The organism is Paenibacillus sp. KN14-4R, from assembly GCF_052180255.1.
GTDB lineage: Bacteria > Bacillota > Bacilli > Paenibacillales > NBRC-103111 > Paenibacillus_AM.
In genome coordinates this window covers 1,935,453-1,961,004 of record NZ_CP197466.1, presented here as the reverse complement: position 1 = coordinate 1,961,004, position 25,552 = coordinate 1,935,453, and the positions used below count along the sequence as shown (strand labels likewise).

Genomic DNA, 25,552 nt, shown 5'->3' with positions numbered 1-25,552 from the left:
TATGAAAGGATATGAATGATGAAGCTTCAATTACTATACAACGAATATCTAAATATAAAATTCAACAGGGGATTACCATCCGTTCGAACGAACTGTTTGGAATACTACCTTCTTGAAGACAATAGCGCACAATTATTGTTTGCCGATCGTAAGAACGAGTCGTTTACAGAGTGGGTGTACGAATTACAACCGAGAGATCCCAACTACACCGTGAACCCGGACTGGAAGCCTATGCTCTCGACTATTTTTAAACATCTCGATGTCTATGATGAACTGATATTATATTATTTGTTGTTTACCATCAACACCACGACGTCCATTGTCAAGATCAATCCGTTCAATGCAATGAATGATTTTATGAAAAACTACTGTTTCTTCCAGTTGGCTCAACTTACTGATACTTCCAGATTGAACGACAAACAGAGACATCAATTAAGAGACTTTTTCTTCTTTTTCTTCCTTTATACTCATCCGGTTAATGAGGAGACCCTCTACTCCTTTTCATTCAGCGGACAAGATTTGGTTCATACGAAAACCAATATAAATATGGAGCATTATTTTTCTATATTTCACGATTATTACATCGAGAATCTGGACAAGCATCGAGATAAATTGTCCCTAGCACCACATGAAATAAATGCCAGCAAAAATCTTACTATGGAGCTCTTAAGGTCATTAGAGGGTAAATCGACCAAGCTGACAATGCCTCCGGAAAAAGGGCTAGAGGCTGTAATACAGCTTATCAATGACGTTGATTATTTGATTCATATCTACTCCGAAAACAAAACAACGTTATTCGGTATCATGAGAGATTTTCTCTCAGACAATCGCTCCACTCCCTATCGCGATCATTGTTTCAGTACTCTGCTTCAGAATTATGTCTCATATATCCTTTATTTTGAGTTTGACGAAATTAACGATTTGGTAGATTACTTTAAGGGCACTCCGTTATGGTGCGGAATGATTATCAATAAAATCTTTACGGATGCCATCTTTATTCGGAAGATTATGAAGCAAAACCATATAGACATTACCGAATATAAGAATGTAATCGAATTCTTCGACCAGGAGGCCCGAAGGATTTATCTCTGATCTTCTCTGCATTGTGACGTTATCAAATTAAATCAATAAAGTGGAGGAGTTACACAAATGTAAGAAGCGCTTAATTTACAATTCACCTTCCATATACTTGATAAGGTACATTTCAGGCTGCACCAGAAACTCCGCAAAGCTGCAAAAGTTCGCATACTCCTTATGTTCCACGTCATAACAGCCTATTTGACCTTTTTTCTTCGGATTCCACACTAGATACAGATGGGAGTAATTATCGATATCGGCTGACAGACGCAGCAACTTTTGCCGGCCGATCTTCATCTCAATCGTATCGGTCAATGTGAAGAAATCGATATACGCGATTCCGTATTCATTCGGCGCAAGCTCAAGGTGCAGCTTGTCTCCGGTAAGGAAGCTGACCAGTTCATCTGTCAATTTATACTTTCGCAGCTCATACTTTTTGTTCTCCACATTATGAAAATCGGCCGGCTCCAGCGATTTCAAATAGTCAGTCAGCTCCGTATGCTTATTGCTGACCGCAATCGTATACGGCCGCTCGCCGTCTTTTTCCGCCAAGGTAACGTCAGCACCGCGTTCAACCAAGTATTTTACCATAGCCAGATTGCCCATACGCGCTGCAACTGTTAACGGGGTTGCTTGATAAGGATAGACCATATTAGGTTCGTTATAATTAATGTCCACCCCATTATCGAGTAAATAAGCGACTGTCTCACGGTCATGGTCCGACACGGCTGTACGCAATACTGCGCCGGCATGCTGCTTAATATCCAATCCCAGCTCGTGGATGAACGGGATATTCTTTTTGTTGCCATAGTAGGCCTGCGAATATGCGCCTGACCGGACTTGATTGAGCTTGTCCAGCTTGGCGCCTTGCGCTGCGACATAGCGAACGATGTCTTCCTTGCAGTAGCGTACTGCCAGCAAAAAAGCCGGATTATTTTTGACATTCAGATTGACGCCATGCTCCACCAGCAGCTTTACAACATCCAATCTCTCCGATACAAGTGCCAGATCCAGCGGGCTTAACGTCGTATATTTGCTAAGTACGATGCCCTCTTCAATATCCCAGCCTGCTGCAATTGCAGTCTCCAGAGCCGACATATTTCCTTCGTATATATGCATCGCAATTTCCGGCAGCTCTGCGAACTTCCCTATATCTTTCAGAGTGATCATCCATTACCCTCTCCCGCCTCAAGTCTTATGAGTAGTATAGAGAGCTTCTTGGAAAAATACAACAGACTTAGGGCTTATTAGGGCGGGCAGGTATATAAGTTAATTCAGTATTACCTACAGAAACGCGCCGAAGTAAAACTCCATCGCTTCCCGAGAGTAACCATCACTCCCCTGCCATCCCGCTCCTACTTATTTGAAGGAATCGCATCCTTCCAGCGCTTTTCCAACTGCCTGGCACTTTCATGATCAGCACAGCCTTGAAACGCTTTGGTTATTTTGCAGAATATGGCAACATCCTCATTGGTAATCTCGAAGTCTTCTTCTTTGCTGAATAGTTTAAGATCCAGCCAGCAATAAAGAAAGTGGTTCAAACGGACGCCTCCCCATTTGACCCTCTCGAAATTCAGTACGTTCAAATCCTCATTTGCATAATCCCGGTCAGACATTATCCCGTGAAAATTGCAATCCCCGCAGTTGCTGTAATTCGGCCGCACTACGCTCCACTGTCCGTTCCTTGGTTATCTTTACTTGTGGTACGGTTCAGCTTAATGGGTATATCGGCGAAAAATGCGAAAAGGAGCTGTCGCGGGCAGCTCCTTCGTACTATGATCAATTCATTTCAGAGAGAGCGGTTGTATGGTGCAGCTGTACAAGATCGATCAGCTTCTACCGCTCACGATGGTGAACATGTTTGGCTTTTCAGGCGATCAGTTTCCACATCCGCATCTGTCGCTCGGCATTCTTATCCTATTGCCCTTCCTATGTTCACCCCATCGCCAGAATCACTTCTTTAACCTATTCTGGAAAAACCGGGATCGTCAATGACTGTATTATCTCACTTTATCGCGTATTGCATTGACAACATCGTAAATAAGCCGCATACGCTCCGGTAAGGGCCAATCACCGCGATGCTGGCATCCCCTTTCCTCCATCAGCAGAAATGCCCGCAAATCCCAAAGCGAACAGCCAGCGATATTACCGTTCTGTTCATACGCTCGCTCGATCCGGTCCGACGCTTCGAAACATTCTTCGAAAGAATCGAACTCATCGAAAGTTATCGCGAACGATGCAATTTTCGCCCAGCCTGCCATTTCTCCAGGCAAATCGGCCTCCGTCAGCTCTTCGCTCGCAATGTCACGATGTCCGCCTTCATTTCCAGCCATATTCATGTCCCCCTCATTTTATCAAGATTGATTAGCTGAGTCCGCCATTAATCAATTTCAACTTAGGTTCAGCGGTATCCTTACCAAAAAATCCTTGCTTAAGGTTACAGATTTCTTCCACAATAGCAGCAGGTAGATCGAAATCTAACAACAGGTCACGTGCTGTTTTTACATCAGCTTTAATGATCATTTCAGTCGCTTGCTTCCATACTTTTGGTTCAGAAACAGGAATAACATCGTCAACGGGCTCACGTGTCCGAATCTTTCTCGTCGAGATTTGTTTTTGAAGCGAAGTATACCTTACATCATCAATGATATTTAAATCTTTGCACCGATTGATGTTTTCCAATAAGACTTTAGCTCGGTAAAGTGAGTTAATGTTGTTGAACCAACTGACCTTTCAAAGCCCTCTTTCGGTAACAAGAACGAGGAAGAAAACCGGTTTGCCTAATCCTCCATTTATTTAAATTCCTGGGGACTCATCAACATTTGGCTATCAATTGTAACCTTATGCATAAGCATATGGCCTAGTTTCATTTCGAAATAAATCAGCTGCATCGACTTGGATTGCAATGTATAATTTCTTCAAAGCATCTACGTTGAAGATCCGTTCTCCCCGCTCCACCGCACCAATATAAGCATCATCTAAGCTGTAAATCTCCGCCATTTGAAGCTGGGTAAGTCCCTGTGAATTCCTGATCGCTATTATTCTTTCACCGACCAAAACACGTAAATCCGACATGCTACCACCTCTTATTATCAGATTAAGAGGTTAGGCATAGCTGATATAAGCAAACTACAAGCAGAAAAGTCACGGCTGGGGCTTGAACTAGCCAAAGACAATACCTCTCCTGTCGTTTTCGAGCAGGTGCGCGAGTTGATTCATGGATTTTATCAGGTGCTCATCGCCGCGCCGTTTGAACAGCGAAAGACGCTGCGTTTTTGACCTGTTAACTGATCCATTTATTACCTTTATCATACCATGTCAATGTAAAATTGAGGACAAATTTCTAGTTACAAAGAACTAAAAGCATCCTAAGTTCAATGGTCTCAGGATCCTTAATACTCCACTATTAGACATCATCATCCACAATTCTAGGCAAATCAACAACAAAAATTTTCGCCGTCACTTATGGTACGGTTCAGCTTAACGGGTCTATCGGCGAAAAATCCGCCGCGGTGCCTTACCGCCAGCACTCATGGCTTATTATCGGTACCGCCGCGGACAGATGGTCTACCGGATTGCACTAATCACCATTCATAAAAATTATCCTCGATCAGCATCTCAAATGAATCCGCTAATAACTTGATTTCCCTGGTATCGTGATAACAGATACAAACTTTTCCTTCCCGATCGATGATAATCGGATCACCGGACCCATCTATAGAGATGACATAACCGGTTCGTAAAACCTCTGCAAGGGGAAGCTCCTTGAATTGCTCTCGGAACCCCAGCGTCAAATCGACAACCGTTTCATTTCCAAGACTAGAGCCATTAGAGAATGCATGTACCGCAAGACCCGCAAATGCTCCCCCGAACGTCCTGATAAAATGTACATAGTCCTCATGAAAGTTTACATTCAGCTGCCGCTGTGCCTCAGCAATTTCCTCTTGGCTCGCCGGAATGCCTACTAGTGTGCTATTGTCCTCCCGTTGCAGAAAAACCTTTAATCTCTCCATCAACGCATCTTTCATAGGTTAATCTCCTTCCCTGCAAATCCTGTTATCAGGATGAATTCATTAAGTCCCATTTCATGCGTAAGAAATTCTCATGCTTTATTTAGCTTGCCATACAGCCAATTGTTTTCCAACATCCAATTCTTTAAATTTGGCTAAAAATCGTTTTTGTGTTTCTACATGCACGGAAGGCCACCGAAGTAATCGGCGGCCTAATCTGGATGCTCGACTCCAGTTGGCGGACATTCAGAAGAAATTGGATACGACCAGGGAGCTTTTCCCGCCCGCACTCGTGAAGCAAGATATCACCCCCGAAAAGCTAATTCAGGCCATGTCCGAAAATCATAACCGAATGGGCATTCTTAATGCCGAGGGCGGTATATTGGATATCATCGCCGGACTCTATTCGGGAAATAAATCGAACGTGGATATCTTCCTGAAAGGGCATAGCGGTGAGCACTATGCCTACGACCGGAAAAATGGCGATTCGATTCAATTGAAGTCGCCCACTTTATGCAAAAGACCGTGCAAGGGCCAAAACCACACTTGAACAGACACTGGCAAACCAGGAAAGCCCAAAGCGCATCAAGCATGACCTGGAGCTGCTAGACGAGGTTATTCAAATGGGCTTCCACACGTTGAACATGATGGAAGTGATCCGCCCTGTGACCGCGATCAAGGCCATTGAGATGAAGGACAAGCTCACCATATGGCAACATACTGTCTGCCTGTTTCAGCACTGAATAAGAAAATCTATTGTCTTTCTATTTAAAATAGCATGGATCAATTATAATCATGTTATGCCAGAACGAAGGGATACGATAACTATTGAAGAAATACAAGATCGACAGTGTTACCCGCGTCAGTAAACCGATCCGGACTCCCATAACGAAATTCGGAGGACAACCAGTGTGGCTGACAGAACCGCAATGGCCGCTTAGCAGCGGGTGGGACAAGCGCCCGATGATGTTTATTGGTCAGATAGAGCTAAACCCGCAACTATTCCCCACCCCAAACGTTCCTGACTCCCGAATGGCCTATCTCTTTGTTACACATGCGCAAAATATGGAGGAAGGCTTTTTTGATCCTGATATTATCGACCCGGATGGTGGTGAAAATGCGATCATTATCCAGCCGGAAGGCGAGATTCTGGTCGATACAGCCCCATTGGCTAACGGACCAACGCTGTGGGATGACAATGGTGGATCTTATGAAGGCATCCCTCAGCTGCAAGAAGCCCAAGACCCCGAATTTCTCCCTTGCGAGTCCTACATCTCGCTCACTAAGAATGAGCAAAACGCCTATAGCGACGAAGTTGATGGCGATAAAATTGGGGGGGTGCCCTATTTTTTTCAAGGCGATGGTTGGCCGGATGACAGCAACAACTGGCGGTTGCTGCTGCAATTACATGCGAATTTCAAGCCGTTCTGCTTGCAGGTGGGCGCCTCGCCAACGATTTTTGCGTTTGTGAATGAGGATCTGACGACCGGAAAGTTAGTTATTCAGGATTGTTAGTGAGGAACACTGCGATGTCATTGTAGACCTTGGAAGGAGCCATAGAGTGCGCTTAACCTTGCCACTTCACTTTTGTCCACTGCCACGCTTCCTCGTTATCCCCACCGCCCCAAGACCAATTTGGTGACCAACTACCATCTTCATTTTGAGTTTGAATTAAGTAGTCCAGGTTTAGTTCAATCTCATGTTTTTCGCCGTCACTTATGATACGGTTCACCGTAACATTCTAACAGCGAATTTTTCTGCACAAAAATATAGTATACAGAGCGCTATCTATTAGGTAAGTGCTCTAAACTTTTATTGCGTTTACTTCATAGGTACTCTAATGAGAAGTATTGAGTACCTCTTTATAGTTTGAGTATTCTACCAGTTCCTGTAGCAATGGAAATATTAAACATTTTGAATTGAGGCATACTTTTGAACTTATTAACTGCTTGAACCTCCTTATAAGACATACCAATTAACATAACTAACCTAGATGGCCCTACTGCGAACAAAGAAGTTATCTGGACTATGGAATGTTACTATGGAATGTTGACGTAAATTTACGAGAAGTTAATATGATTCTCAGAGTTTCTTTGTAATAAATGATTTTATATTCATTAATTGTAGACCTTATTTTGATAATCTTTTTATATGAGGCAGACATACTTTATACGTCATCAAGCAAAACTTATAAATAAATTAGATCCCCCTTCGTTTATGTATTCAACAAAAGAACACCCCGTAAAGACAGCAATAATTCAATTATTCAAATAATAAATAACACCTTTCCTTCGAATTGGGTTATAAGTCATATACAAAAAGATGAATATGATAACCTATATTGGTTCTTCTATGGTGGAATATCATACTATGGATTTTACAATTCAGATTCCAATAAAACATCTAATCTCATAGACTCAAATATTATTTGGAATAAAATAAATAAAGTTAGAAAGTTAAGTTATACAGGTAGTTTGAAAATATGTGTCATTAATAATGTTTTCATCAAACATATTCAACATGATCAATCCGAATTAAAAATAATAGTTGAGAACGATACTTTTAACATTCAATAGTTTTTGACCTCTCCTATAGTATATTGTGTGACTATGGAGATTTATGTGATCGATAAGTTCAAGTGCTGTAAAGCACTTGGATTTTTTATTCAACTCTTGGCACCAGACCTTTTTAAACACGTCGATAAGCACAGGAAGATTGGTCCGTAAGCGGCCACTTAAGGTACAAGGGCTTTCCAGTAGTCCCATGCCTTTAAGTAATCAGTTAAATCATGTGGATGGTGTTTTAAACAGATTCCGATACGACAATAAAGCTGAATGATCACTTCTTCGATAAGCATTGATCTTTCCATAGGTGGCACATGATTTAGCAAAGTGAATGTTGGAATTAAAGTTTCTAGGTTTAAATCGTCAGGAGAGGAGCAAAAAGCATAAATGAAATCATACAACACAGGTCCAACAATCGGTGAAGGATCAATAACTCCTTTTAATGCGTTTTGATCAAACACGAAATTATGAACACCACAATCGCCGTGAAGTAAAAATCTTTCATATCCTTCACCCTTCGATATATTACTAACAAAAGATTTCACTTTATGATAATCCTCAATTGGCAAAAGGCTCCCCACATTAATTCGAGCATATTCCACACCCTGATCAATAAAATCACGCCAAGTTTCACACGGATCTTCCAACCAGAATCCCCACTTGTCCGTATGTTGAAAATTTTCATAATGATTGATGAGCCCATTGATCAAAAGTGTCAGCCAGTTTATTTTTGATCCTCTTTTATAATGGGTTGTACCAGTAATGTATGTATAAACAAAATATGCTTTTGCAGGATCCGTATAGAGAAGTTTAGGTAGTAGAGTGGCATGCCTATAAGTATGAAGCAATTGTTCAACCAAGGATATATTTTGTGCACTATCCAACTTCAACACATATTTCGGTTCGTCGTTGACTGTAAGAGTATATACAAGTCCATCCGTGGTCCCCTTCATCTTATTAGTAACCTTTGAGGTTGAATCAATTACACCTGTTTCACGAAGGTCTTTAATGATATTGTTAACATCTGGTCTTTGTGCCATTTTCACTGCCTCCTGAACTTTTCCCATATATTTCAACAATTGCACTATTTCGAGTGATAGAAATACTAGGTATAGTTTGGAAATATTCAACTAAACTACCCTTTAGCTGAATAGCTATTTTTCTACTATTACGAGGGAATAGACCGTATTCACTCCTCCACTTCCCATAGAACTTTGACTAACTACTTTCCATCCCTGAGATGACAATTCATTAAGTTCTTCTAAATTATTCCTTTTTTCGGTCAAGTAACTAACAATTATTGCTTTTTGCATTTGACACACAACTCCTTTTTAACTTGTCTTTATGAAGCTATAGTTTCCCGTTAGCGAGCATTCGTAAGAAGTAATTTTTCCATCAGAGTAATAACGAATCGCTTTCCCCTTCTTTTCAGCATACTCAATTTCTTTTCTTGTGCTAGTGCCTATGTAACCATTAACGTTAATAACGAATATTTCATCAGAAATATCAATTTTCCTAAAATGAATATTTCCCAGTAATTCGGCTTGTTCTTGTGTTATTTCAAAACCATCGCTTTGCTCAAAGAAGGCAACGCTAATAACGATATTACCTTGAAGTGTAAGAAATGCGTTTGCTTGTTCAAATTGGTCTTTGAATTTTGTAGAACCACACAAAGTTATAACCCTCATGTCTATATCCTTTCTCTGTTAACCTGCCCGGACGGTGAGTGATATGTATAATTCTTGCTGCATCAAAAGAGGATGAGCAACACATTAAGGGAGATCCCCATTCGCATTACTCATCCTAAAATAATATGTCTATTGACTATAGTGGACTTGCAGGAATCTCATAATCCGAAATGGACCATTCAATTGGAGCAAGACCTTGGCTGATTAAGAAGTCGTTCGTTCTAGAAAAAGGTCGTGACCCGAAAAATCCACGACGAGCAGACAGTGGGCTCGGGTGAACAGAAGTCAGAATATGATGCTTGGAGCTGTCTAGCATAGCCGCTTTCTTGATGGCCTCATTTCCCCAAAGAATGAAGACGATAGGCTGCTCTTTTTCGTTCAATTGACGAATTATCACATCTGTAAAAGTCTCCCAACCCCGTTTTCGATGAGACAATGGCTCGCCTGAACGAACTGTCAACACCGTGTTCAATAATAGCACACCTTGCTCGGACCATGCACGTAAGCATCCATGTGTTGGAATCGGGATATTCAGATCGGTATGTAACTCTTTATACATATTGCGTAGTGATGGAGGAACCGCTACTCCAGGCTGCACAGAAAAGCTCATTCCATGTGCTTGGCCTGCTCCATGATACGGATCTTGCCCGAGAATAACAACCTTCGTCGCCTGGAAAGACGTAGCATCCAGTGCAGCAAAAATATGCTCTTGCGCTGGGAATACCTCATGCTCCGCATACTCATCAGCCAAAAATGCAATCAGATCCTGCATATAAGGTTTTTCCCATTCGCTATTCATTACGGTTTTCCAATCATTTTGCAATCGATTCTTCCACACCATCACCTGATCCATCTACTTACTCCCCTTAAACTCTCTCAATTGATAGCGTGCCTGCTGATGGGTTCATTAACAGAATTCTTCCATCGATCTCATCTCCGCTATCGGTCTTCAATTTCAACTTCGCAGTCTTGCCTTTCTCAATTAGAGCCTTAACTTGCGTATCAGTCAATGTTCTGCCAAAGCTCTCTTTCCATATGACGAAGCCGCAGCCTGTTTTGTAATGCGAGCACCCATAACCCTTTTTCCCCATAAAAATGGTGCCTCCACACCCTTCCCGCGGACATGCTGCGATAGCACTTGAGGCTGATGCACGAGATTTTCTTTCTCCACTCGCTTCTTCTGCTGCTTTTCCTCGACTTGCAGACTTACCCTTTGCTGGCTTTGATGCAGCTGTACCCTTGCCCTTACCGCTTTTTCCACTGTCAGCCCCGTCTTGCACTTCACCAAAATCAGTCTGTGCAGCGCGACTTTGTTGTCTTACTTTTTCCACGATAAATCCAGCGAACTTCTTTACCTGCTGCATAAAGGCTTCGTCAGAAGCTTCGCCTTTCGCAATCGCATTCAATCGCCGCTCCCATTGCCCAGTCATCTCAGGAGAAGTTAGCAGCTCAACACCCGCATTTCGAATCAGTTCAATCGCCGTTCGACCTTTGAGTGTGATCATCATCCGTTTACCCTGTGCTTCGATATACCCGACGTTCTTCAATCGTTCGATCGTTGCTGCACGTGTCGCAGGCGTTCCAAGACCAGAGTCTTTCATCGCTTCGCGCAATTCTTCATCTTCAACCGATTTCCCAGCGCTCTCCATCGCTTTAAGCAAAGTTCCTTCCGTGAATGCTTTAGGCGGTTGGGTCATCTTCTCTTTCACAAGTGCGTCTGTGCATGTTGAAGCTTGTCCCTCCACAACGGAAAAATCATCTGTCACTTCAGCCGCTTCTTCTTCCTCATCTTCCTCCTTTTTCTTACTGGTTCGTTTCTCCTGCTTCAATTCATCATAAATCGCTTTCCAACCCTTGGATAGCAATTGCTTAATATTCGTCTTGAATTCTTCCCCCTCGACCACTGTCATAACCGTGTGCGCTTTGTACATGGCTGCCGGGTAATACTGAGATAAAAATCTGCGAATCACGAGATCGAATAGTTTATTCTCATCGGTAGAAAGCGTTGTACTTCGTTTACCTGTTGGCAAAATGGCATGATGATCCTCAACCTTCGTCGGGTTGCAGATCGACTTGTTATTCACATGCACGAGTGACTTGTTCGCACCTTGTGCCCATTGATCATAGGCAGTTCCGCGCAGCGCATTTAATGCACTATGCATTTGAGGAATATTCGCCTCTGTCACATAGTTCGAGTTCGTACGCGGATAAGAAATGACCTTATGTTTCTCATACAAAGCTTGCGCAAGATCGAGCGTCTTCTTCGCCGAAAATCCATAACGTGCATTTGCCTCACGCTGCAATAGTGTCAGATCATAGAGCTTAAACGGATATTCCTTCGTTTCCTTCACTTCATATGATTGGACGATTCCATCTTTTCCCTTGACCTTCTGTAAAAGCTTATCTGCACGTTCCGGATCGGTTAACCGATCCCCTTGCCACATGCCCTTATATTCCGTCTCGTTCTGCTTAAAGGTTGCTTCCAGATCATAAAAGGTTAGGGAATCGAATGATTCGATCAACTTCTGACGCTCATAAAGCAATGCCAGTACTGGCGTCTGAACGCGTCCCACAGAAAGCAATACATTATGTTTCGTCGTGAACGCTCTTGTTCCATTCATCCCGATTACCCAATCAGCTTCACTTCTTGCTCGTGCAGCTTTCGTTAAATTCGCATATTCCGATCCTTCCTTAAGCTCAGCGAACCCTTGGCGAATCGTCTCTGGAGTTAAGTCCGAGATCCAGAGGCGTTTGACTGGTAATCGAAGCTGCAAGTAACGCATAATAAGTGCAAAAATATGCTGCCCCTCTCGCCCGGCATCGCATGCGTTCACTATCGCTTCGCATCGCTTGGCTAGATCTGCGATCACATTTAATTGATCCTTAGTCCGTGGATTCGGAATCAAGCGGAATGTCTCTGGGATAATAGGTAAATGACCGATGTTCCATTTCTTATATTTAGGGTCATAAGCATCAGGTTCAGCAAGTTCAATTAAATGCCCGATTGCCCATGTAATAATGTAATTGTCACCTTCGATATAGGTTCGTTTATTAAGTGAGCGCGGTTCAATAGCAGCCGCAATATTGCGACCCATATCCGGTTTTTCAGCAATAATTAACGTTTTCAAACGACTAACCCCTCGTTTAGCGAGAATGAACCCCCACTTTGGCTCGGTTCACCGATGAAAAATGGGGGTTTAAACTCCATCATACCATGAAGTGGTGCTCAAGTATAATGATCACGATAAAAAAGTCTGCAGTGAAAGCTCACCACAGACTCATTTCGATCCCCCAACTCACTTGAATGCAAATAAACAATGTAATATCATATCTATATATTAAACAAACATAGGTGGTATTCGTTTATGGAAAATACAAATGATCGATTCTGGACCGCTTCCCTTTCAGAAATAAAACAAGGATATGTATTTGATGAAATCGCAGAGGAATTTATCTGTTTAGTCTGTGGAAAAACCTTTGAGGATGGCGTTATCTATCCTGCTGGAGAACAATTTTATAGTGCACACAAGTCGATCCGTAAACATATTGAGACACAGCATATTTCAATGGGGCATTATTTACTTTCATTAGATAAGAAGTTAACTGGACTTACTGATTTGCAAAAAAAATTAATTCAATCTTTTCAACAAGGATTAACCGATAAGGAAATTGTTCAACAACTAGGTGGAGGCAGCGCTTCTACGATCCGTAATCATCGCTTTACTCTCCGTGAGAAAGCAAAGCAGGCGAAACTGTTTCTCGCGATTATGGAATCGCTGGAAGATCAGACAGTTCCTTCTCAGCGACTCATCGATATTCATCGTACCGCAACGATGATTGATGAACGATATGCGATTACGGAGCAGGAGAATGAGGAGATTCTCAGGTCCTATTTTCCAGATGGATTAGAAGGTCAACTACGTGAGTTCCCAAAGAAGGAGAAGCGTAAAGTTTCCATTCTGAAACATATTCATACATTCTTCGAACCAAATCATAATTACACTGAAATTGAAGTCAATGCGATTTTGAAAAAGATTCATCCGACTGAATATGTGACTTTACGCCGCTACTTAATTGAGTATGGGTTTATGGATCGCCTAGAGGATTGCAGTGCGTACTGGGTAAAGCAGTGAAACGTAAAAAGTCTACTTGTCAGGCACATGGCGATTCTTATTCCAATTATTGAGAAAGCACTTGAGTAATTGCTTGTACGAGCTCATCGGATTCCGGTGTAACCCCGCTGCCGAATCTACCAGTTACTTCACCATTACGGGAAATGAGGAATTTCTCGAAATTCCAACGCACATCGCTCTGCGGCTCAGCAGCTTCGGTTAACCAAACATATAGCGGATGTTTGTCCTCGCCTAGAATGGTAACTTTCTCGAATAAATCAAATGTCACACCATAGTTCAAAGAACAGAACGCTTGAATTTCTTCCATCGTACCCGCTTCTTGTGCGCCGAAATCATTACAAGGAAAGCCAAGAATCGCTAATCCTTGATCTTTATATTGTTCATACAACTTTTGCAAACCTGCATATTGTGGTGTGTATCCACATTTCGAAGCAAGATTTACAATAAGAAGGGCCTTACCTCTATATGTTTCAAGTGACGTCTGTTCACCTTTTGCTGTTGTAACTGGAATGGAATATAGGCTCATTGGAACATCCTCCTTTAAATTTTCCTCATTATACCACAATAAATAACCGATGCTCCTTTTTTAAGGAAACATCGGTTATATCGTGCATCATTCCCACTATAGTACTTTACTTAAAAATTCTTTCGTACGTGGGTGCTTCGGGTTTGTAAATACATGTGTAGGGTCGCCTTGTTCAACAACGACTCCACCATCCATGAAAATAAGACGATCACCCACTTCTCTTGCGAAGCCCATTTCATGTGTAACAACGACCATCGTCATACCGTCTTTAGCTAGACTCTTCATCACTTCAAGCACCTCGCCAACCATCTCAGGGTCAAGCGCGGAAGTCGGTTCATCGAATAATAGAACATCCGGCTGCATCGCAAGTGCACGTGCAATGGCAATCCGTTGCTTTTGTCCACCAGATAGTTGCCCTGGATAGTTATTCGCCTTATCCTCAAGACCAACTTTACGAAGTAAATCACGAGCAATGATCTCGGCATCTTTAGGTGACATATTCTTCAACTTGCGCGGAGCAAGTGTAATATTGGCCAACACCGTCAAGTGAGGAAAAAGGTTAAAGTTCTGGAACACCATACCCATGCGCTGACGCATTTTATTAATGTCCGTACTCTTGTCCGTAATCGAGACGCCATCAAAAATAATCTCGCCTTGAGTCGGTGTTTCCAGCAAATTCAGACAGCGTAAGAATGTACTTTTACCCGATCCACTCGGCCCGATAACAACGACAACCTCACCCTTGCTAATATTCATATCAATCCCTTTAAGGACTTCTAATTTCTTAAAATGCTTGTGTAAATCTTGTACCTTAATCACTAGTCCTCATCCTCCGTTCAGCAACTCCAAGCAACTTGGACAGGGTAAACGTCATAACAAAATAAATGAGCGCTGCCACGATAAGCGGTTCGAATGGAAGTGCCGTGTTGCCTCTTACCGTATCTGCTCTATACATCAAATCATAAATACCGATAATCGATACAATTGAAGACTCTTTGATGATGACGATAAGCTCATTACCTAGAGCAGGTAAGATGTTACGTAATGCTTGTGGCAGAATAATTAAACGCATCGAAAGACCATTAGACATACCTAGTGAACGGGCCGCTTCCATTTGACCCTTGTCCACAGATTGGATACCGCCACGGAAAATTTCCGCTACATAAGCCGCACAGTTAATGGATAATGCGAGTACACCTGCCATAAAGTCTGGCATTTGCACGCCAATTTGTGGCATTCCATAGAAAATAATATATAACTGCACGAGCAGCGGCGTACCACGAATAAATGCGATATAGGATGCAGCAAACCATTTGAGCGGCTTTATGGATGACAGACGCATTAACGCAAGAATGATACCACCCGCGATACCAAGAACCATCGTACATAGAGATAGCTCTAAAGTTGTCAATGCTCCATCCACAAAATACTGCCAATATTTATCTAACCAAGTAAAATTCATCTTTAACCTCTCACCTCGTCCGATCTAATCTTTAAATAGAAAAAATAGCGGCAGCGTACCGCTATTTCAGGGTAATGCTTAATTGTCTTCAGCTTGCTTGTTAGCTTCTTGAACAAATTGATCGATCTTCTTCTCTTGGATTAGTCTGTCCAAAGTTTTGTTGATTTGTTCAACAAGCTTTTCATTGCCTTTTTTAATTCCGATTGCAGAACCTGCTTCATCTACCACCAATTCAAAATTGGATAAACTTAATTCTTTTTGGCGATCTGTGTAGAATTTAGCTATTGGAAGTTCAAGAATAATCGCATCCACTTTTTTATTCGTCAATTGAAGAACGATATCAGAAATTTTACCAAGTGGTTTCAATTCTGCATTTTCAATTTGCTCGCCTGCTAAACGCTCTTGAATGGAGCCCTTTTGTACCCCGATTTTCTTCCCTTTTAGATCTGCTAGTGAATTGTATTTATCTTTATCTTCTTTACGAACAACGATCATTTGCTTCGCCGTGTAGTAAATGTTAGAGAAATCTAGGTTTTTTTTACGCTCATCTGTTGGGGAAAATCCAGCAAGAACCATATCTACGTTCCCTGCTTGAAGTGCAGCTTGCAAACCATCAAACTTCATATCTTTAATTTCAAGTTCTTTACCCATTTCTTTTGCAATTTCTTCAGCAATACTAATGTCGAAACCAATGATTGTATCCTTACCATTAATGGATTTATGGAATTCATATGGCGGGTAATCTGCACTCGTACCGAGTACTAATTTTTCTTTCTTCGCTGGTGCGTCTGACGCGGCTGGATTTGCGCTATTCTTCTGTCCACATGCGCCTAATACAAATACTAAAGTAAGTGATAATAAAGAAAGTACGATTTTTTTCATCTGACTTAACCCCTCTGTATACATGATGTTATTGATCATCTGATAATTAATATAGGCGTTATTATACATCCAAACTTATAAATATACAATACATTTAAAGGCATTAATAATTGACAATTTCTGAAACAGTTATACAAGCAGTGTTTGCAAAAAAATAGGCGAATATCCCGATGGACAGGAACATTCCGCCTAGAAAAACAGTATGATGTACGATCTGCAAGGAAACAAGGAGGGCTTGTGATGAATTCCTTATCCCGTGAATCGTTATATAGCGCCGTGACACATGGTATTGGTATCCCTTTATCTATTGTAGGATTATACGCCTTACTTTATCGTGCTTATACATATGGGACGTCTTGGCACATCGCCGGTTACATTATTTTTGGTGTTACGATGCTGTATGTTTACACATCTTCTACTTTGCTGCATAGTGTGACTTCCACCAAGTGGGGTCCCCGATTTGAGCTTCTGGATTATACAGCCATCTATTTATTTATCGCTGGGTCCTATACAGCGTTCATCTTTATTGGGATGCGAACACCCCTTGGCTGGACCTTGCTTGCTATTATTTGGCTGATGGCCATAGTCGGTATTGCACTAACTTTCTGGGGCTGGTTTACGAAATATCGACTACTTACAACCTATTATTATGTGGCGATGGGCGTGTTCACACTTCTCTTTATACAACCCTTTATGCAGATTATTCCTTTGATTGGTGTCATGTGGCTGATTGTTGGCGATCTTTTCTATATCGTAGGTACGTTCTTCTTTATGTGGAAAAGATTACGTTATCATCATGCGGTGTGGCATCTGTTCGTCCTTGGTGGGTCGATCTGTCATTTTATCGTGATCAACAATTACTTGTTATGGGTGCAGTGAAGTCTTGAATAGATCATCGATCAAGTAAAAATACGTTGAAGCACCTCACGGTGCAGCGGTTCAGCTAGCGCTTGCTTCACCTGTTCACCCATCACGAGGTAGCCTTCTTCATTCGGATGCACGAGATCATCAGATAGCAGCATCTTCTCCCTGCCCAAGAAAGCGTCGTATACATTCACATATATAGCACCTGAACGCTTAAATCGCTGCATATGCCGATTAAATCTCGTGATCCACTCAACAACAATCGGAAATTGTGGAAATGGATTGTACAAGCCGATTTGGAGAATAAGGGGAGGGGTATCTTGCCTTTGTTTAATCGCATGAATTTGTGCAAGGATCTTACGATTATTCGTGACAAATTGCTGAAGCGCTGAAGTTAATGGCCTGGATTCTCCCTCAGTGAAAAAAGGGACTGCTGCTTGCATCAAATCGTTACCACCTGCCGTAATTGCAATGATCCCCGCCTGTTCAATTTGCTGTCTTAAGCTCTCGTCTGTCTGCAACTGTTCATACAATTCAGCTGAAGTCGCACCGCTCGTGCCGCATATTGAACATGGAACCCGCTCTCCAAAATCAGCTGCAAGAAAACGATGCACCGTAGGGGCATAACCACAACCATCTGCAGCACCATTACCAGCTGTTAAGGAATCACCGAATGCTAAATAAGAATAGGAAAGATTCAAGATACATCACTCCCTATTTGGTTATTTGACTGTGTTCTTCGCGCTTAGCTCTGCCATTTGAACACACTCTGTTTAGTCATATATATTCGTAAGGGCAATAAATTAGGAGCGTTCTTAATGGAGGAGTAGGAAGCTGCAGTGGAAGCCATATCTGGTTTGTATTACAATAGAGATATTCAAGTAACACAACTTTCTGACTCTTGAAAGGAGTATGCGGCTAATGAAAGCTACTATACATGCAGCAATTGATGCCAATGCGGCGCGTCTTAAACAAATATCTCAATTTATTGGAGAAAATCCAGAATTGGGACATGAAGAATTTAAAGCCTACGAGAAATTGACTAAAGAACTAGAATATCAAGGTTTTGAGGTTGAACACGCGGTACTTGATATTTCAACTGCATTTATTGCTACTTATAAATCAACAAAACCAGGCCCAACTATTGCGTTCCTCGCAGAGTTTGATGCTTTGCCTGAACTTGGACATGCTTGTGGTCACCATTTAATCTGTACAATGAGTATCGGCGCTGCGATTGGGCTTAAATCAGTTATTGATGAAATTGGTGGTACGATTCGTGTATACGGTACCCCTGCAGAAGAAACGAAGGGCGCTAAAGTGCCAATGGCTGCAGCAGGACTTTTCAAGGACGTTGATGCTGCACTTATGGCTCATCCTTATTACACCTATGAACGTTCAGGTGAGTCGCTTGCGATCGATGCCATTCAATTCGAATACAGAGGTAAACCCGCTCATGCCGCAGCAAGCCCGCATGAAGGCATTAACGCATTAGATGCAGTTTTGCAATTATTTAACTCCATTAATGCCCTTCGTCAGCAGCTGCGCAGCGATACTCGTATCCATGGTATTATTACCGAAGGTGGTAAAGCAGCGAACATTATTCCAGACTACGCAGTTGCTCAATTCTATGTACGTGCTGGAACACGTGCTTATACGAATGAAGTTGTACAAAAAGTAATGGCGTGTGCCCAAGGTGCTGCGCTTCAAACAGGTTGTACACTAACAACTAGCAATTATGAATACTCTTATGATGAATTGCTAACCAATCAGACACTTTCTCAAACATACGAGCGTAATCTGCTCGAACTAGGTATTCGTGAAGATCAAATCGAAAATGGTAAGGACCACGGCTCTCTTGATCTTGGCAATGTATCGATCTACTGTCCAACGATTCATCCATTTATGAAAGTGATCAGTGAAAAACATTTACTGCACACCAAAGAATTCCGTGATCTAGCGATGTTAGATCAGGCACTAGATGCGATGGTGCTTACAGGTAAAGTACTTGCTTCTACCGCATACGATGTCCTTACACAGCCTGAACTCCTTGCAGCTATAAAGGCAGAGTTTGAAACAGCACTGGCAGCGAAATAAGTGTAAAAAACTATAAAGACGTGCTAACGATGAAGTCAGCACGTCTTTTTCTATATACTTGCTTCTTTTTGAAGAGCACGCTCAGCAAGTGGCGGGTGCTCGCTTGAGCTGCCTTTTTCCTGACTATGAATGAACCCACCTACTCCAACTAATAGCAGCAAACCGGCAACAAGCTGAATAGCTGTAATGTTCTCATGCAGGAGGAAATAAGCAAGGATCGTAGCACCTAGCGGCTCACCAAGTACAGACATCGACACTGAAGTCGCTTGCATGTATTTCAGCAGCCAATTAAACAAGTAATGTCCGAAAATCGTCGGTACAATCGCAAGCAGCAAGAACAAGCCCCACTCATGTGCAGGATAATCGACTAAGGAATAGCCTGCTCCTACATTATAAATACCGAGGACAATTGCTCCAATTAGGAACACGAAGAGTGAATAAACGTAAGCGGACATGTGCTCTATTAAGCTTTTACCAATAATCATATGGACTGCAACCGCAACGGTTCCCAGGAAAGACAGAATATCCCCTTGAAGCGCATCCCCTGAAAACTTAAAATCTCCCCAACCGATTAAGACTGCTCCAAAGACAGCAATTGCCATCGCAAACAAAGCAACTTTACTCGTCTTGTGCCGGAATATCCAGAAGGAACCTACCATCACCAGAACAGGTTCTAAGGTTAATATAGCAGTAGAAGATGCAACGGATGTAAAGCGAAGAGATTCCATCCAGAATAAGAAATGTAGGCCTAATGAAACACCCGATGCAACCAGTAAACCGTAAGATTTAAGTGAAATTTTACGAAACTCGGGTACATATTTAAAAATAAATGGCAGCATCACAAGTACCGTCAGCAACAAGCGATTCATCGCAATGACAGGTGCAGGAGCCTCCGACCACTTGACAAAAATAGCTGAAAATGAAATCGCGATAATCCCAACGACCATCAATAAAGAAAGCGGAACCCGCGGTTTATTTGTTGTGTGCATGATTAATCTCCTCATCACGAATGACTGAACAATAGCATCGAATTGACATGAAAAAAGACTCCCTACAAGGAGTCAGATACCATTTATCGCACCTTTAGTTTAAAACTGCCGTCATGTGTTTTACTGTAATGGACCAATGGGATGTGTTCCATACGGAATGCTTTTTCTCAAAGTAAATGATTTGAGGGGATGCATGTTTTACTTGTAGATCTTCCGCAATTTGATTCGATACTGGGCGAGACTCAATGACTTTCACCAAGTAATAGGCCACATCCGTATTCGGTGTTCCTTCTAAATACTGTTCAAACTCTTCGTGTGCTGAAGCCGATACTGGGCAAGTCGTACTATGTTTGAAAATAACAATCCCTTTATGTTCGGAGTCTTGCAAAAGTGCGTTCCACTCTTCAAGTGTCGTAATTTCTTGATAATTCATATCGGTTTTCTCTCCCTTTTGTTTTTTCCTTTAGTATAAGTAATATTTGCCTCAAAATCCACGTAAAAAATTGCAATCTTTACTAATTTGCGTCTATCGAAGAAAGAGCGCCCCTGCAACAAGTGCAGCTAAGATCCCCCAGATCACACTAATACCCATATATTGAATCAGAATAAAGAATCCAACTGCAATTAGAAAGGGAACATAATTAATCGTTCCTGTACTTGGTTCAAACACATACTTGGCATATTCATAAGCAAGCATAGCCATCATCACGAAGATTACAGGCTGAATGCCGCGAATCATCCCCTTAATGACAGGATTGTTCTGCAACTTACTCATGACGAACACCAAGACGATCATCAGCAGTGCTGTCGGTAATACAACGGCTCCTAAAGCAACTGCTGCTCCGATCCAACCCGCCACCCGGTACCCAACATAAGCAGCTAATTTAGTTGCAATCGGACCAGGAAGTGCATTTGAGAAAGCAAGTGCTTGACCGAACTCATCTTTACTTAGCCAATGAAATTTCTCTACTACCTCATGCTCATACAGCGGTATGATGGATGGTCCCCCACCGTAGCCCAATAGTGTCGATCTTCCGAACCCTAGGAACAGCTCCCATAGCTTTATTAACATGCTTATGTAACCTTCTCTCTGTGGGCATTTGTTCTTAGAATACACCAACAACATAATTATCGACAACCAATTATAACCAAGACCTTACACCTTAGGTTCCTCTTGCAGCATAGAACGTGTCACTTGAATAAATTCTTTGGCCGCATAGGACAAGTATCGATCTTTACCCCAAATCAAACCCAAATGCCACGGAATACTTGGATTTACAAGCGGAATGATATTTACGTTCTCTTTTTCTACCAAACCGCAGATTGTCTCAGGTAAAAAGGAGATCCCTAGCTCTGCAGATACCATTTTGCCAATAAAATCCCATTGTGAACTCTTACACACGACTTCCGGGGTAAATCCGATGTGTGCGCACAAGTTTAGAATAATATCATGCAGGGCAAAGTCCTCGGAAAGTAAAATAAACGGCTCTTCCTTTAATTCATGCAATTCCAATATAGGCCTATTTGCAATCGAATGACTCGGGTGAGCAAGTACCATTAAATTCTCTTTGAAAAAGGAGAAAATTTCGAACTTGGATACATCAACTGGCAAAATAGCGACTCCAAGGTCCAAACTGCCATCTTCAATGGATTCAGTTACCTTTTTCGCTCCCGCTTCAATAATTTGAATTTTAATCGAAGGAAACTGCTTATGGAATTGGGCGATTACTTTTGAAAAAAAGATCGACCCGATCATCGGCGGCAGTCCGAGTCGAATGGAACCTTTTTGCAGGTGAATGACTTCAGACAATTCTGTGGGCACATTGTTAAATGCATCCAGCACCTTATTGGCTTGATCGAGCAGCACTTTCCCTGCATCAGTCAAATGAATGCTCCTGCCCTTACGTTCAAATAATTGAACACCAAGTTCGTCTTCCAAATCTTTAACCATCTTGCTAATGGTTGGCTGACTCACGTGAAGATGCTGACTGGCTTTCGTGAATCCACCTTTTTCAGCTACTTCTTTAAAATAAATAAAATGATGAAGCTCCATGTAAACTCCCCCATCTATAGATAGAATGCATGGATCACATGCGATCTATATATTTTACCTTATACATTGGTCATTGTATACTTGGTTTACAACAAGAGGAGATGACATCGATGAAAAAATTTATAGTAGGAACTGCCCAAGTTATTCTGTTCTACTTGTTCTGGCTAATTGGCGATTATATCGTCACAGCCTTACATTGGAAAATACCTGGAGCCTTTGTAGCAATTGCATTCGTCTTTGCTCTGCTGCATTTTCGCATACTCAAGGTTGAATGGTTGGAGTTAGGTTCCAAATGGCTGATTGGAGAAATGCTATTATTCTTTATTCCATCGGCTATCGGTATTGTGAACTACGGCGACCTTGTACGCTCATACGGCTTGCAATTCTTATTGATTATTGTGATAAGTACGATTTTCGTGATGGGGGTTACAGGAAAAATTACCGAAATATTAGTCAAATTTAGAGGCGGGGTGGAGTTATAATGTTACCAGTTGCCTATTTATTACTGACAGTTGCGGTTTACTTCATCTCGAAGAAAATATATAAACGTTGGTCTTATCCGTTCTTATCACCTGTTATTCTGTCCATGATTACGATTATCTTAATTCTAGAGATTACACATATAGATTACACGCATTGGATGGAAGGAAATGTCTGGCTCTCTCGCATGTTAGGCCCTGCAACCGTGGCCTTCGTTGTACCGTTATACAAATATGCATCCATCATTAAGAAACATGCCATAGAAATTATTAGCAGTCTGGTTATCGGCAGCTTTGCTGCGATCGTATCAACTGTATGGTTAGGTAAATTGATGCATCTTGATTCATCGATTTTGAAAAGTTTGGTACCACGTTCAGTGACGACTCCGATTGCGATGGATATTTCCCAGACGATTGGCGGCATTCCAAGTATGACGGCTATCTTCGTTATCGTTACGGGACTTACAAGTATTATGGGTCCTTTCATGATTCGATACTTGAAAATCAAATCTCAACTTGCCAAAGGTACCCTACTTGGTATGGGTGCTCATGGGATGGGAACTGCTCAAGCGTATGAAATTGGTACGGTTGAAGGCTCCGTTTCAAGTTTATCGATTATTATTGCGGGTGGATCAACGCTTGCTCTCGCACCACTTGTAACTGCATGGCTGTAAATTGCGGGTTTACCGCGACTGCTTCATGCAGGATTGTACATAGAAACTTTTACGTGATTAAAGCCGAGTGATCAAAGTCCTTCCATCGCTGTTGAAGAAATGTTCCCTGAATTTATTGAAGCTGGTGTTGGAACATTTCTTCAAAGGCGAGCGCTTCGCTTTCCAGAACTTTGATCACTCTCCGTTCGACTCGAAGATGCTTTTTTTCAAAGCATTCGTTGCACAGCAAAAAAGCGACCTCCATAAGGGTCGCTTTCTTTGTTTATGGCTATGTTAAATCTTATTGTTAATTCAAACGTTCTTTGAACCGATTCGTGGAGGGCATTCAGTTCCTATGAGACTCAAAAGGGCTGACTCACTAAGTATCAGCAACATTATCTGTCGTGGTTCCGATATTTAGATAGCAAGGAATATGAGAATACAATAGCAAATATGATGAAAATCGATATACTAACACTTCTTTTCGTAAGCTTACATTATCTTAAATGGCCAGGGAGGCGATATTTTATTAAATGTGTCTTGGGAAAACGCGAAAGTAGAAATGCCTCGACAACCTGATTTTAAAATTCTAACCGTCAAGTATGGGAAAGTTACAGAGGAAGACACTAAAAAGTACGCCCTGAAACGGGCGTTTTTTGTCCATGTAACGTGTCCTAATTGAAATCTATCACTCACACTATTTCCCTCCTAAATATTTATGTAACCCCACTCGAATTCAAAGTCACAAATCAAGCTAATTCATCTACTCATTGATGCTAAGGTTTATGATTTGATTTGGGGGTATTTCAGCTAACATTCTTGTTTCTACGAACCCGAGTGGCTTAAAGGCGCGTACGCACCGGGTCCAACGAAAACTTAGCCTCGCTAGGTTGTTCGCTGAACCCACTCTCAATCTACCACATCTTGCGAACGAAGGGTGCAACCCGCTGAGGAGATACGGTATTATACGAAGTCCTTGACTTCTAGAATTGCCACCAAATCTGCTCTTCTCCTTTATCTCTTAGCTATTTATATAATATTTTTCCATTTTATTCGACTTAATATCAAAAATAATTTTATAGTTTTTTCTAAATAAGATCACATCTGATATTCCTTTTTGATTTTATTGTAGAATTTATACACTAACTCTTTTACTTGTTCATTTGCTAGTCTATCTCCCACCATTTTCCTTGACAATTAATAGTTAATAATATTAAATTAATGAGGCTAATATGTAATTTTTTGCAAACACTAAAAGGGGAGATTATGATGGTTATTTGGAAAGGCTGGGGCATTTTGGGTTTAATAATTCCATTTCTGGTTTTAGTATTAATTAATTCGATGGAACTTAATGATAGTATAGCTTCATGGATTAATTTTGTAGGTCTAATTTTATCGGGTATTGCAGTTTGGTCAATCGGAAAACGTTTAAATAGCCGTAAAGACGAAGTTTTTACTAGTGAGAAAACAGGAGCTCAATTTAAATTAGGTAATCAACACACTTTATTCTTTATCCCATTGCAATATTGGGCTATTGTTTACCTGTTTACTGGTGCGATTACATTATTTAAATGAAAAATTTATGTAACTTTGGGGTAATTACTAATATTGGTCCTGTCCTTCTACCTCCTTTGAATGGAGGAAGTAAGGGCTGGATCCATTTATTTATACGAATTTATAAATTCAAACGGTCATTTCACCGGAATCAACTTCTCCGAAATGCCTCTAGCAACCGAGGATGCATGCCGAAGCAGGAATATATTGTTGATATATTAAGCTCATCCCAGTTCATCGGGGATGAGCTTTCTTTTATACTTAAAAGATTAACACTGGGTCAAAAACGAATGAAGTGTTGGGACGAGATCTCGCCCTTATAAAGTGTTTCAACCCTTGTAATGTTCATACCTCGATTTAGATGGTTGGACCAAGAGCCCCTATCACCGTTCCAACCTTCAGATAATCGGTAATCATTATGTTTAAGCCAATTAGTAAGTAGGTAATTATGAACTTGACTCACATTTTCCGAAGGTCCTTTAAAAGTAGAGTTGTCTAAGTCCTGGAAAGCGAAGCGCTCCGCC

29 protein-coding genes and 1 pseudogene are annotated in these 25,552 nt (G+C 41.5%); 9 read left to right on the top strand and 21 right to left on the bottom strand.

The features are described from left to right. Positions 1-15 precede the first annotated feature (15 nt). Entirely contained in the window at positions 16-1,092 is a 1,077-nt protein-coding gene (locus ACSBOP_RS09265; protein ID WP_442604126.1) for a hypothetical protein, read from the top strand. Positions 1,093-1,167: 75 nt separating this feature from the next. Here ACSBOP_RS09265 and ACSBOP_RS09260 read toward each other — a convergent pair whose 3' ends face one another. The 6 genes and pseudogenes from ACSBOP_RS09260 to ACSBOP_RS09235 all read right to left on the bottom strand — a co-directional run bounded on the left by ACSBOP_RS09260 (position 1,168) and on the right by ACSBOP_RS09235 (position 5,105). Continuing rightward, on the bottom strand, positions 1,168-2,247 hold the full coding sequence (locus ACSBOP_RS09260; protein WP_442604125.1) for an ankyrin repeat domain-containing protein: 1,080 nt from the start codon (positions 2,245-2,247) through the stop codon (positions 1,168-1,170). Positions 2,248-2,361: 114 nt separating this feature from the next. After that, a pseudogene (locus tag ACSBOP_RS09255) lies at positions 2,362-2,744 on the bottom strand (hypothetical protein); the annotation flags it as partial. 333 nt (positions 2,745-3,077) lie between these two features. Continuing rightward, positions 3,078-3,410 carry a hypothetical protein gene (locus tag ACSBOP_RS09250; RefSeq protein WP_442604124.1) on the bottom strand — a complete coding sequence of 111 codons (333 nt, stop codon included), beginning with the start codon at positions 3,408-3,410 and terminating at the stop codon, positions 3,078-3,080. A gap of 31 nt (positions 3,411-3,441) precedes the next feature. Continuing rightward, the gene (locus ACSBOP_RS09245; protein ID WP_442604123.1) at positions 3,442-3,759 is read right to left on the bottom strand and encodes a hypothetical protein; all 318 of its coding nucleotides are present in this window, start codon (positions 3,757-3,759) and stop codon (positions 3,442-3,444) included. Positions 3,760-3,918: 159 nt separating this feature from the next. Next, positions 3,919-4,152, bottom strand: a complete 234-nt coding sequence (locus tag ACSBOP_RS09240) for a helix-turn-helix domain-containing protein (RefSeq protein WP_442604122.1) — start codon at positions 4,150-4,152, stop codon at positions 3,919-3,921. A 509-nt stretch (positions 4,153-4,661) separates the two neighbouring features. Beyond that, positions 4,662-5,105 carry an SMI1/KNR4 family protein gene (locus ACSBOP_RS09235; RefSeq protein WP_442604121.1) on the bottom strand — a complete coding sequence of 148 codons (444 nt, stop codon included), beginning with the start codon at positions 5,103-5,105 and terminating at the stop codon, positions 4,662-4,664. Positions 5,106-5,322: 217 nt separating this feature from the next. Here ACSBOP_RS09235 and ACSBOP_RS09230 point away from each other — a divergent pair, with 217 nt between their 5' ends. Both ACSBOP_RS09230 and ACSBOP_RS09225 read left to right on the top strand, forming a co-directional pair. Next, positions 5,323-5,637: a DUF3987 domain-containing protein gene (locus ACSBOP_RS09230; protein WP_442604120.1), complete on the top strand. Its 315-nt coding sequence runs from the start codon at positions 5,323-5,325 to the stop codon at positions 5,635-5,637. 359 nt (positions 5,638-5,996) lie between these two features. Continuing rightward, complete coding sequence (locus tag ACSBOP_RS09225) at positions 5,997-6,602, top strand: DUF1963 domain-containing protein (protein WP_442604119.1); 606 nt, start codon at positions 5,997-5,999, stop codon at positions 6,600-6,602. Between the two features lie 52 nt (positions 6,603-6,654). On the opposite strand, the gene ACSBOP_RS09220 is transcribed toward ACSBOP_RS09225, so the two are convergent. The 6 genes from ACSBOP_RS09220 to ACSBOP_RS09195 form a co-directional block, all read right to left on the bottom strand. Then, complete coding sequence (locus tag ACSBOP_RS09220) at positions 6,655-6,819, bottom strand: hypothetical protein (RefSeq protein ID WP_442604118.1); 165 nt, start codon at positions 6,817-6,819, stop codon at positions 6,655-6,657. 1,002 nt (positions 6,820-7,821) lie between these two features. Continuing rightward, positions 7,822-8,691 (bottom strand): phosphotransferase, encoded by an 870-nt coding sequence (locus tag ACSBOP_RS09215; RefSeq protein WP_442604117.1) that lies wholly within the window; start codon positions 8,689-8,691, stop codon positions 7,822-7,824. Between the two features lie 114 nt (positions 8,692-8,805). Next, the gene (locus ACSBOP_RS09210) at positions 8,806-8,964 is read right to left on the bottom strand and encodes a hypothetical protein (protein ID WP_442604116.1); all 159 of its coding nucleotides are present in this window, start codon (positions 8,962-8,964) and stop codon (positions 8,806-8,808) included. Between the two features lie 18 nt (positions 8,965-8,982). After that, positions 8,983-9,339, bottom strand: a complete 357-nt coding sequence (locus ACSBOP_RS09205) for a hypothetical protein (protein WP_442604115.1) — start codon at positions 9,337-9,339, stop codon at positions 8,983-8,985. A gap of 136 nt (positions 9,340-9,475) precedes the next feature. Beyond that, complete coding sequence (locus ACSBOP_RS09200; RefSeq protein WP_442604114.1) at positions 9,476-10,192, bottom strand: uracil-DNA glycosylase; 717 nt, start codon at positions 10,190-10,192, stop codon at positions 9,476-9,478. A 13-nt stretch (positions 10,193-10,205) separates the two neighbouring features. Continuing rightward, the gene (locus ACSBOP_RS09195) at positions 10,206-12,467 is read right to left on the bottom strand and encodes a DNA topoisomerase 3 (RefSeq protein ID WP_442604113.1); all 2,262 of its coding nucleotides are present in this window, start codon (positions 12,465-12,467) and stop codon (positions 10,206-10,208) included. A 237-nt stretch (positions 12,468-12,704) separates the two neighbouring features. On the opposite strand from ACSBOP_RS09195, the gene ACSBOP_RS09190 reads away from it, so the two are divergent. Next, positions 12,705-13,472: a DUF2087 domain-containing protein gene (locus ACSBOP_RS09190; protein WP_442604112.1), complete on the top strand. Its 768-nt coding sequence runs from the start codon at positions 12,705-12,707 to the stop codon at positions 13,470-13,472. Positions 13,473-13,518: 46 nt separating this feature from the next. Here the strand turns inward: ACSBOP_RS09190 and ACSBOP_RS09185 are convergent, their stop codons facing one another. The 4 genes from ACSBOP_RS09185 to ACSBOP_RS09170 form a co-directional block, all read right to left on the bottom strand. Beyond that, the gene (locus ACSBOP_RS09185) at positions 13,519-13,998 is read right to left on the bottom strand and encodes a glutathione peroxidase (RefSeq protein WP_442604111.1); all 480 of its coding nucleotides are present in this window, start codon (positions 13,996-13,998) and stop codon (positions 13,519-13,521) included. Positions 13,999-14,094: 96 nt separating this feature from the next. Continuing rightward, positions 14,095-14,817, bottom strand: coding sequence for an amino acid ABC transporter ATP-binding protein (locus ACSBOP_RS09180; RefSeq protein WP_442604110.1), 723 nt, complete (start codon positions 14,815-14,817; stop codon positions 14,095-14,097). After that, positions 14,810-15,460, bottom strand: coding sequence for an amino acid ABC transporter permease (locus tag ACSBOP_RS09175; protein WP_442604109.1), 651 nt, complete (start codon positions 15,458-15,460; stop codon positions 14,810-14,812). The genes ACSBOP_RS09180 and ACSBOP_RS09175 overlap by 8 nt, the downstream gene beginning before the upstream one ends. Positions 15,461-15,538: 78 nt before the next feature. Beyond that, positions 15,539-16,342 carry a transporter substrate-binding domain-containing protein gene (locus ACSBOP_RS09170; RefSeq protein ID WP_442604108.1) on the bottom strand — a complete coding sequence of 268 codons (804 nt, stop codon included), beginning with the start codon at positions 16,340-16,342 and terminating at the stop codon, positions 15,539-15,541. Between the two features lie 240 nt (positions 16,343-16,582). Here ACSBOP_RS09170 and trhA point away from each other — a divergent pair, with 240 nt between their 5' ends. Beyond that, the gene (gene trhA, locus ACSBOP_RS09165) at positions 16,583-17,221 is read left to right on the top strand and encodes a PAQR family membrane homeostasis protein TrhA (RefSeq protein WP_442604107.1); all 639 of its coding nucleotides are present in this window, start codon (positions 16,583-16,585) and stop codon (positions 17,219-17,221) included. Between the two features lie 20 nt (positions 17,222-17,241). Here trhA and ACSBOP_RS09160 read toward each other — a convergent pair whose 3' ends face one another. After that, positions 17,242-17,907: a GDSL-type esterase/lipase family protein gene (locus ACSBOP_RS09160; protein WP_442604106.1), complete on the bottom strand. Its 666-nt coding sequence runs from the start codon at positions 17,905-17,907 to the stop codon at positions 17,242-17,244. A 220-nt stretch (positions 17,908-18,127) separates the two neighbouring features. On the opposite strand from ACSBOP_RS09160, the gene ACSBOP_RS09155 reads away from it, so the two are divergent. Further along, entirely contained in the window at positions 18,128-19,300 is a 1,173-nt protein-coding gene (locus ACSBOP_RS09155) for a M20 family metallopeptidase (protein WP_442604105.1), read from the top strand. Between the two features lie 50 nt (positions 19,301-19,350). On the opposite strand, the gene ACSBOP_RS09150 is transcribed toward ACSBOP_RS09155, so the two are convergent. From ACSBOP_RS09150 to ACSBOP_RS09135, 4 genes are all read right to left on the bottom strand, one after another. Beyond that, on the bottom strand, positions 19,351-20,289 hold the full coding sequence (locus ACSBOP_RS09150) for a DMT family transporter (protein WP_442604104.1): 939 nt from the start codon (positions 20,287-20,289) through the stop codon (positions 19,351-19,353). A 94-nt stretch (positions 20,290-20,383) separates the two neighbouring features. Next, positions 20,384-20,722: a bacillithiol system redox-active protein YtxJ gene (gene ytxJ / locus ACSBOP_RS09145; RefSeq protein WP_442604103.1), complete on the bottom strand. Its 339-nt coding sequence runs from the start codon at positions 20,720-20,722 to the stop codon at positions 20,384-20,386. A 93-nt stretch (positions 20,723-20,815) separates the two neighbouring features. Beyond that, complete coding sequence (locus tag ACSBOP_RS09140) at positions 20,816-21,361, bottom strand: chromate transporter (protein WP_442604102.1); 546 nt, start codon at positions 21,359-21,361, stop codon at positions 20,816-20,818. Between the two features lie 84 nt (positions 21,362-21,445). Beyond that, positions 21,446-22,342, bottom strand: a complete 897-nt coding sequence (locus ACSBOP_RS09135) for a LysR family transcriptional regulator (RefSeq protein ID WP_442604101.1) — start codon at positions 22,340-22,342, stop codon at positions 21,446-21,448. A gap of 110 nt (positions 22,343-22,452) precedes the next feature. On the opposite strand from ACSBOP_RS09135, the gene ACSBOP_RS09130 reads away from it, so the two are divergent. From ACSBOP_RS09130 to ACSBOP_RS09120, 3 genes are all read left to right on the top strand, one after another. Further along, positions 22,453-22,824: a CidA/LrgA family protein gene (locus ACSBOP_RS09130; RefSeq protein ID WP_442604100.1), complete on the top strand. Its 372-nt coding sequence runs from the start codon at positions 22,453-22,455 to the stop codon at positions 22,822-22,824. Next, on the top strand, positions 22,824-23,495 hold the full coding sequence (locus ACSBOP_RS09125) for an LrgB family protein (RefSeq protein WP_442604099.1): 672 nt from the start codon (positions 22,824-22,826) through the stop codon (positions 23,493-23,495). The genes ACSBOP_RS09130 and ACSBOP_RS09125 overlap by 1 nt, the downstream gene beginning before the upstream one ends. Before the next feature lie 1,245 nt (positions 23,496-24,740). Then, positions 24,741-25,049 carry a hypothetical protein gene (locus ACSBOP_RS09120; RefSeq protein ID WP_442604098.1) on the top strand — a complete coding sequence of 103 codons (309 nt, stop codon included), beginning with the start codon at positions 24,741-24,743 and terminating at the stop codon, positions 25,047-25,049. Positions 25,050-25,552 lie beyond the last annotated feature (503 nt).

What these genes read in the sequence shown, in the direction of transcription:
- ACSBOP_RS09265 (WP_442604126.1), top strand. Translation starts at nt 16, where the DNA reads ATGATGAAGCTTCAATTACTATACAACGAATATCTAAATATAAAATTC.
- ACSBOP_RS09260 (WP_442604125.1), bottom strand. Translation starts at nt 2,247, where the DNA reads ATGATCACTCTGAAAGATATAGGGAAGTTCGCAGAGCTGCCGGAAATT.
- ACSBOP_RS09250 (WP_442604124.1), bottom strand. Translation starts at nt 3,410, where the DNA reads ATGGCTGGAAATGAAGGCGGACATCGTGACATTGCGAGCGAAGAGCTG.
- ACSBOP_RS09240 (WP_442604122.1), bottom strand. Translation starts at nt 4,152, where the DNA reads ATGTCGGATTTACGTGTTTTGGTCGGTGAAAGAATAATAGCGATCAGG.
- ACSBOP_RS09235 (WP_442604121.1), bottom strand. Translation starts at nt 5,105, where the DNA reads ATGAAAGATGCGTTGATGGAGAGATTAAAGGTTTTTCTGCAACGGGAG.
- ACSBOP_RS09215 (WP_442604117.1), bottom strand. Translation starts at nt 8,691, where the DNA reads ATGGCACAAAGACCAGATGTTAACAATATCATTAAAGACCTTCGTGAA.
- ACSBOP_RS09210 (WP_442604116.1), bottom strand. Translation starts at nt 8,964, where the DNA reads ATGCAAAAAGCAATAATTGTTAGTTACTTGACCGAAAAAAGGAATAAT.
- ACSBOP_RS09205 (WP_442604115.1), bottom strand. Translation starts at nt 9,339, where the DNA reads ATGAGGGTTATAACTTTGTGTGGTTCTACAAAATTCAAAGACCAATTT.
- ACSBOP_RS09200 (WP_442604114.1), bottom strand. Translation starts at nt 10,192, where the DNA reads ATGGATCAGGTGATGGTGTGGAAGAATCGATTGCAAAATGATTGGAAA.
- ACSBOP_RS09190 (WP_442604112.1), top strand. Translation starts at nt 12,705, where the DNA reads ATGGAAAATACAAATGATCGATTCTGGACCGCTTCCCTTTCAGAAATA.
- ACSBOP_RS09185 (WP_442604111.1), bottom strand. Translation starts at nt 13,998, where the DNA reads ATGAGCCTATATTCCATTCCAGTTACAACAGCAAAAGGTGAACAGACG.
- ACSBOP_RS09175 (WP_442604109.1), bottom strand. Translation starts at nt 15,460, where the DNA reads ATGAATTTTACTTGGTTAGATAAATATTGGCAGTATTTTGTGGATGGA.
- ACSBOP_RS09170 (WP_442604108.1), bottom strand. Translation starts at nt 16,342, where the DNA reads ATGAAAAAAATCGTACTTTCTTTATTATCACTTACTTTAGTATTTGTA.
- trhA (WP_442604107.1), top strand. Translation starts at nt 16,583, where the DNA reads ATGAATTCCTTATCCCGTGAATCGTTATATAGCGCCGTGACACATGGT.
- ACSBOP_RS09155 (WP_442604105.1), top strand. Translation starts at nt 18,128, where the DNA reads ATGAAAGCTACTATACATGCAGCAATTGATGCCAATGCGGCGCGTCTT.
- ACSBOP_RS09150 (WP_442604104.1), bottom strand. Translation starts at nt 20,289, where the DNA reads ATGCACACAACAAATAAACCGCGGGTTCCGCTTTCTTTATTGATGGTC.
- ytxJ (WP_442604103.1), bottom strand. Translation starts at nt 20,722, where the DNA reads ATGAATTATCAAGAAATTACGACACTTGAAGAGTGGAACGCACTTTTG.
- ACSBOP_RS09140 (WP_442604102.1), bottom strand. Translation starts at nt 21,361, where the DNA reads ATGTTAATAAAGCTATGGGAGCTGTTCCTAGGGTTCGGAAGATCGACA.
- ACSBOP_RS09135 (WP_442604101.1), bottom strand. Translation starts at nt 22,342, where the DNA reads ATGGAGCTTCATCATTTTATTTATTTTAAAGAAGTAGCTGAAAAAGGT.
- ACSBOP_RS09130 (WP_442604100.1), top strand. Translation starts at nt 22,453, where the DNA reads ATGAAAAAATTTATAGTAGGAACTGCCCAAGTTATTCTGTTCTACTTG.
- ACSBOP_RS09125 (WP_442604099.1), top strand. Translation starts at nt 22,824, where the DNA reads ATGTTACCAGTTGCCTATTTATTACTGACAGTTGCGGTTTACTTCATC.
- ACSBOP_RS09120 (WP_442604098.1), top strand. Translation starts at nt 24,741, where the DNA reads ATGATGGTTATTTGGAAAGGCTGGGGCATTTTGGGTTTAATAATTCCA.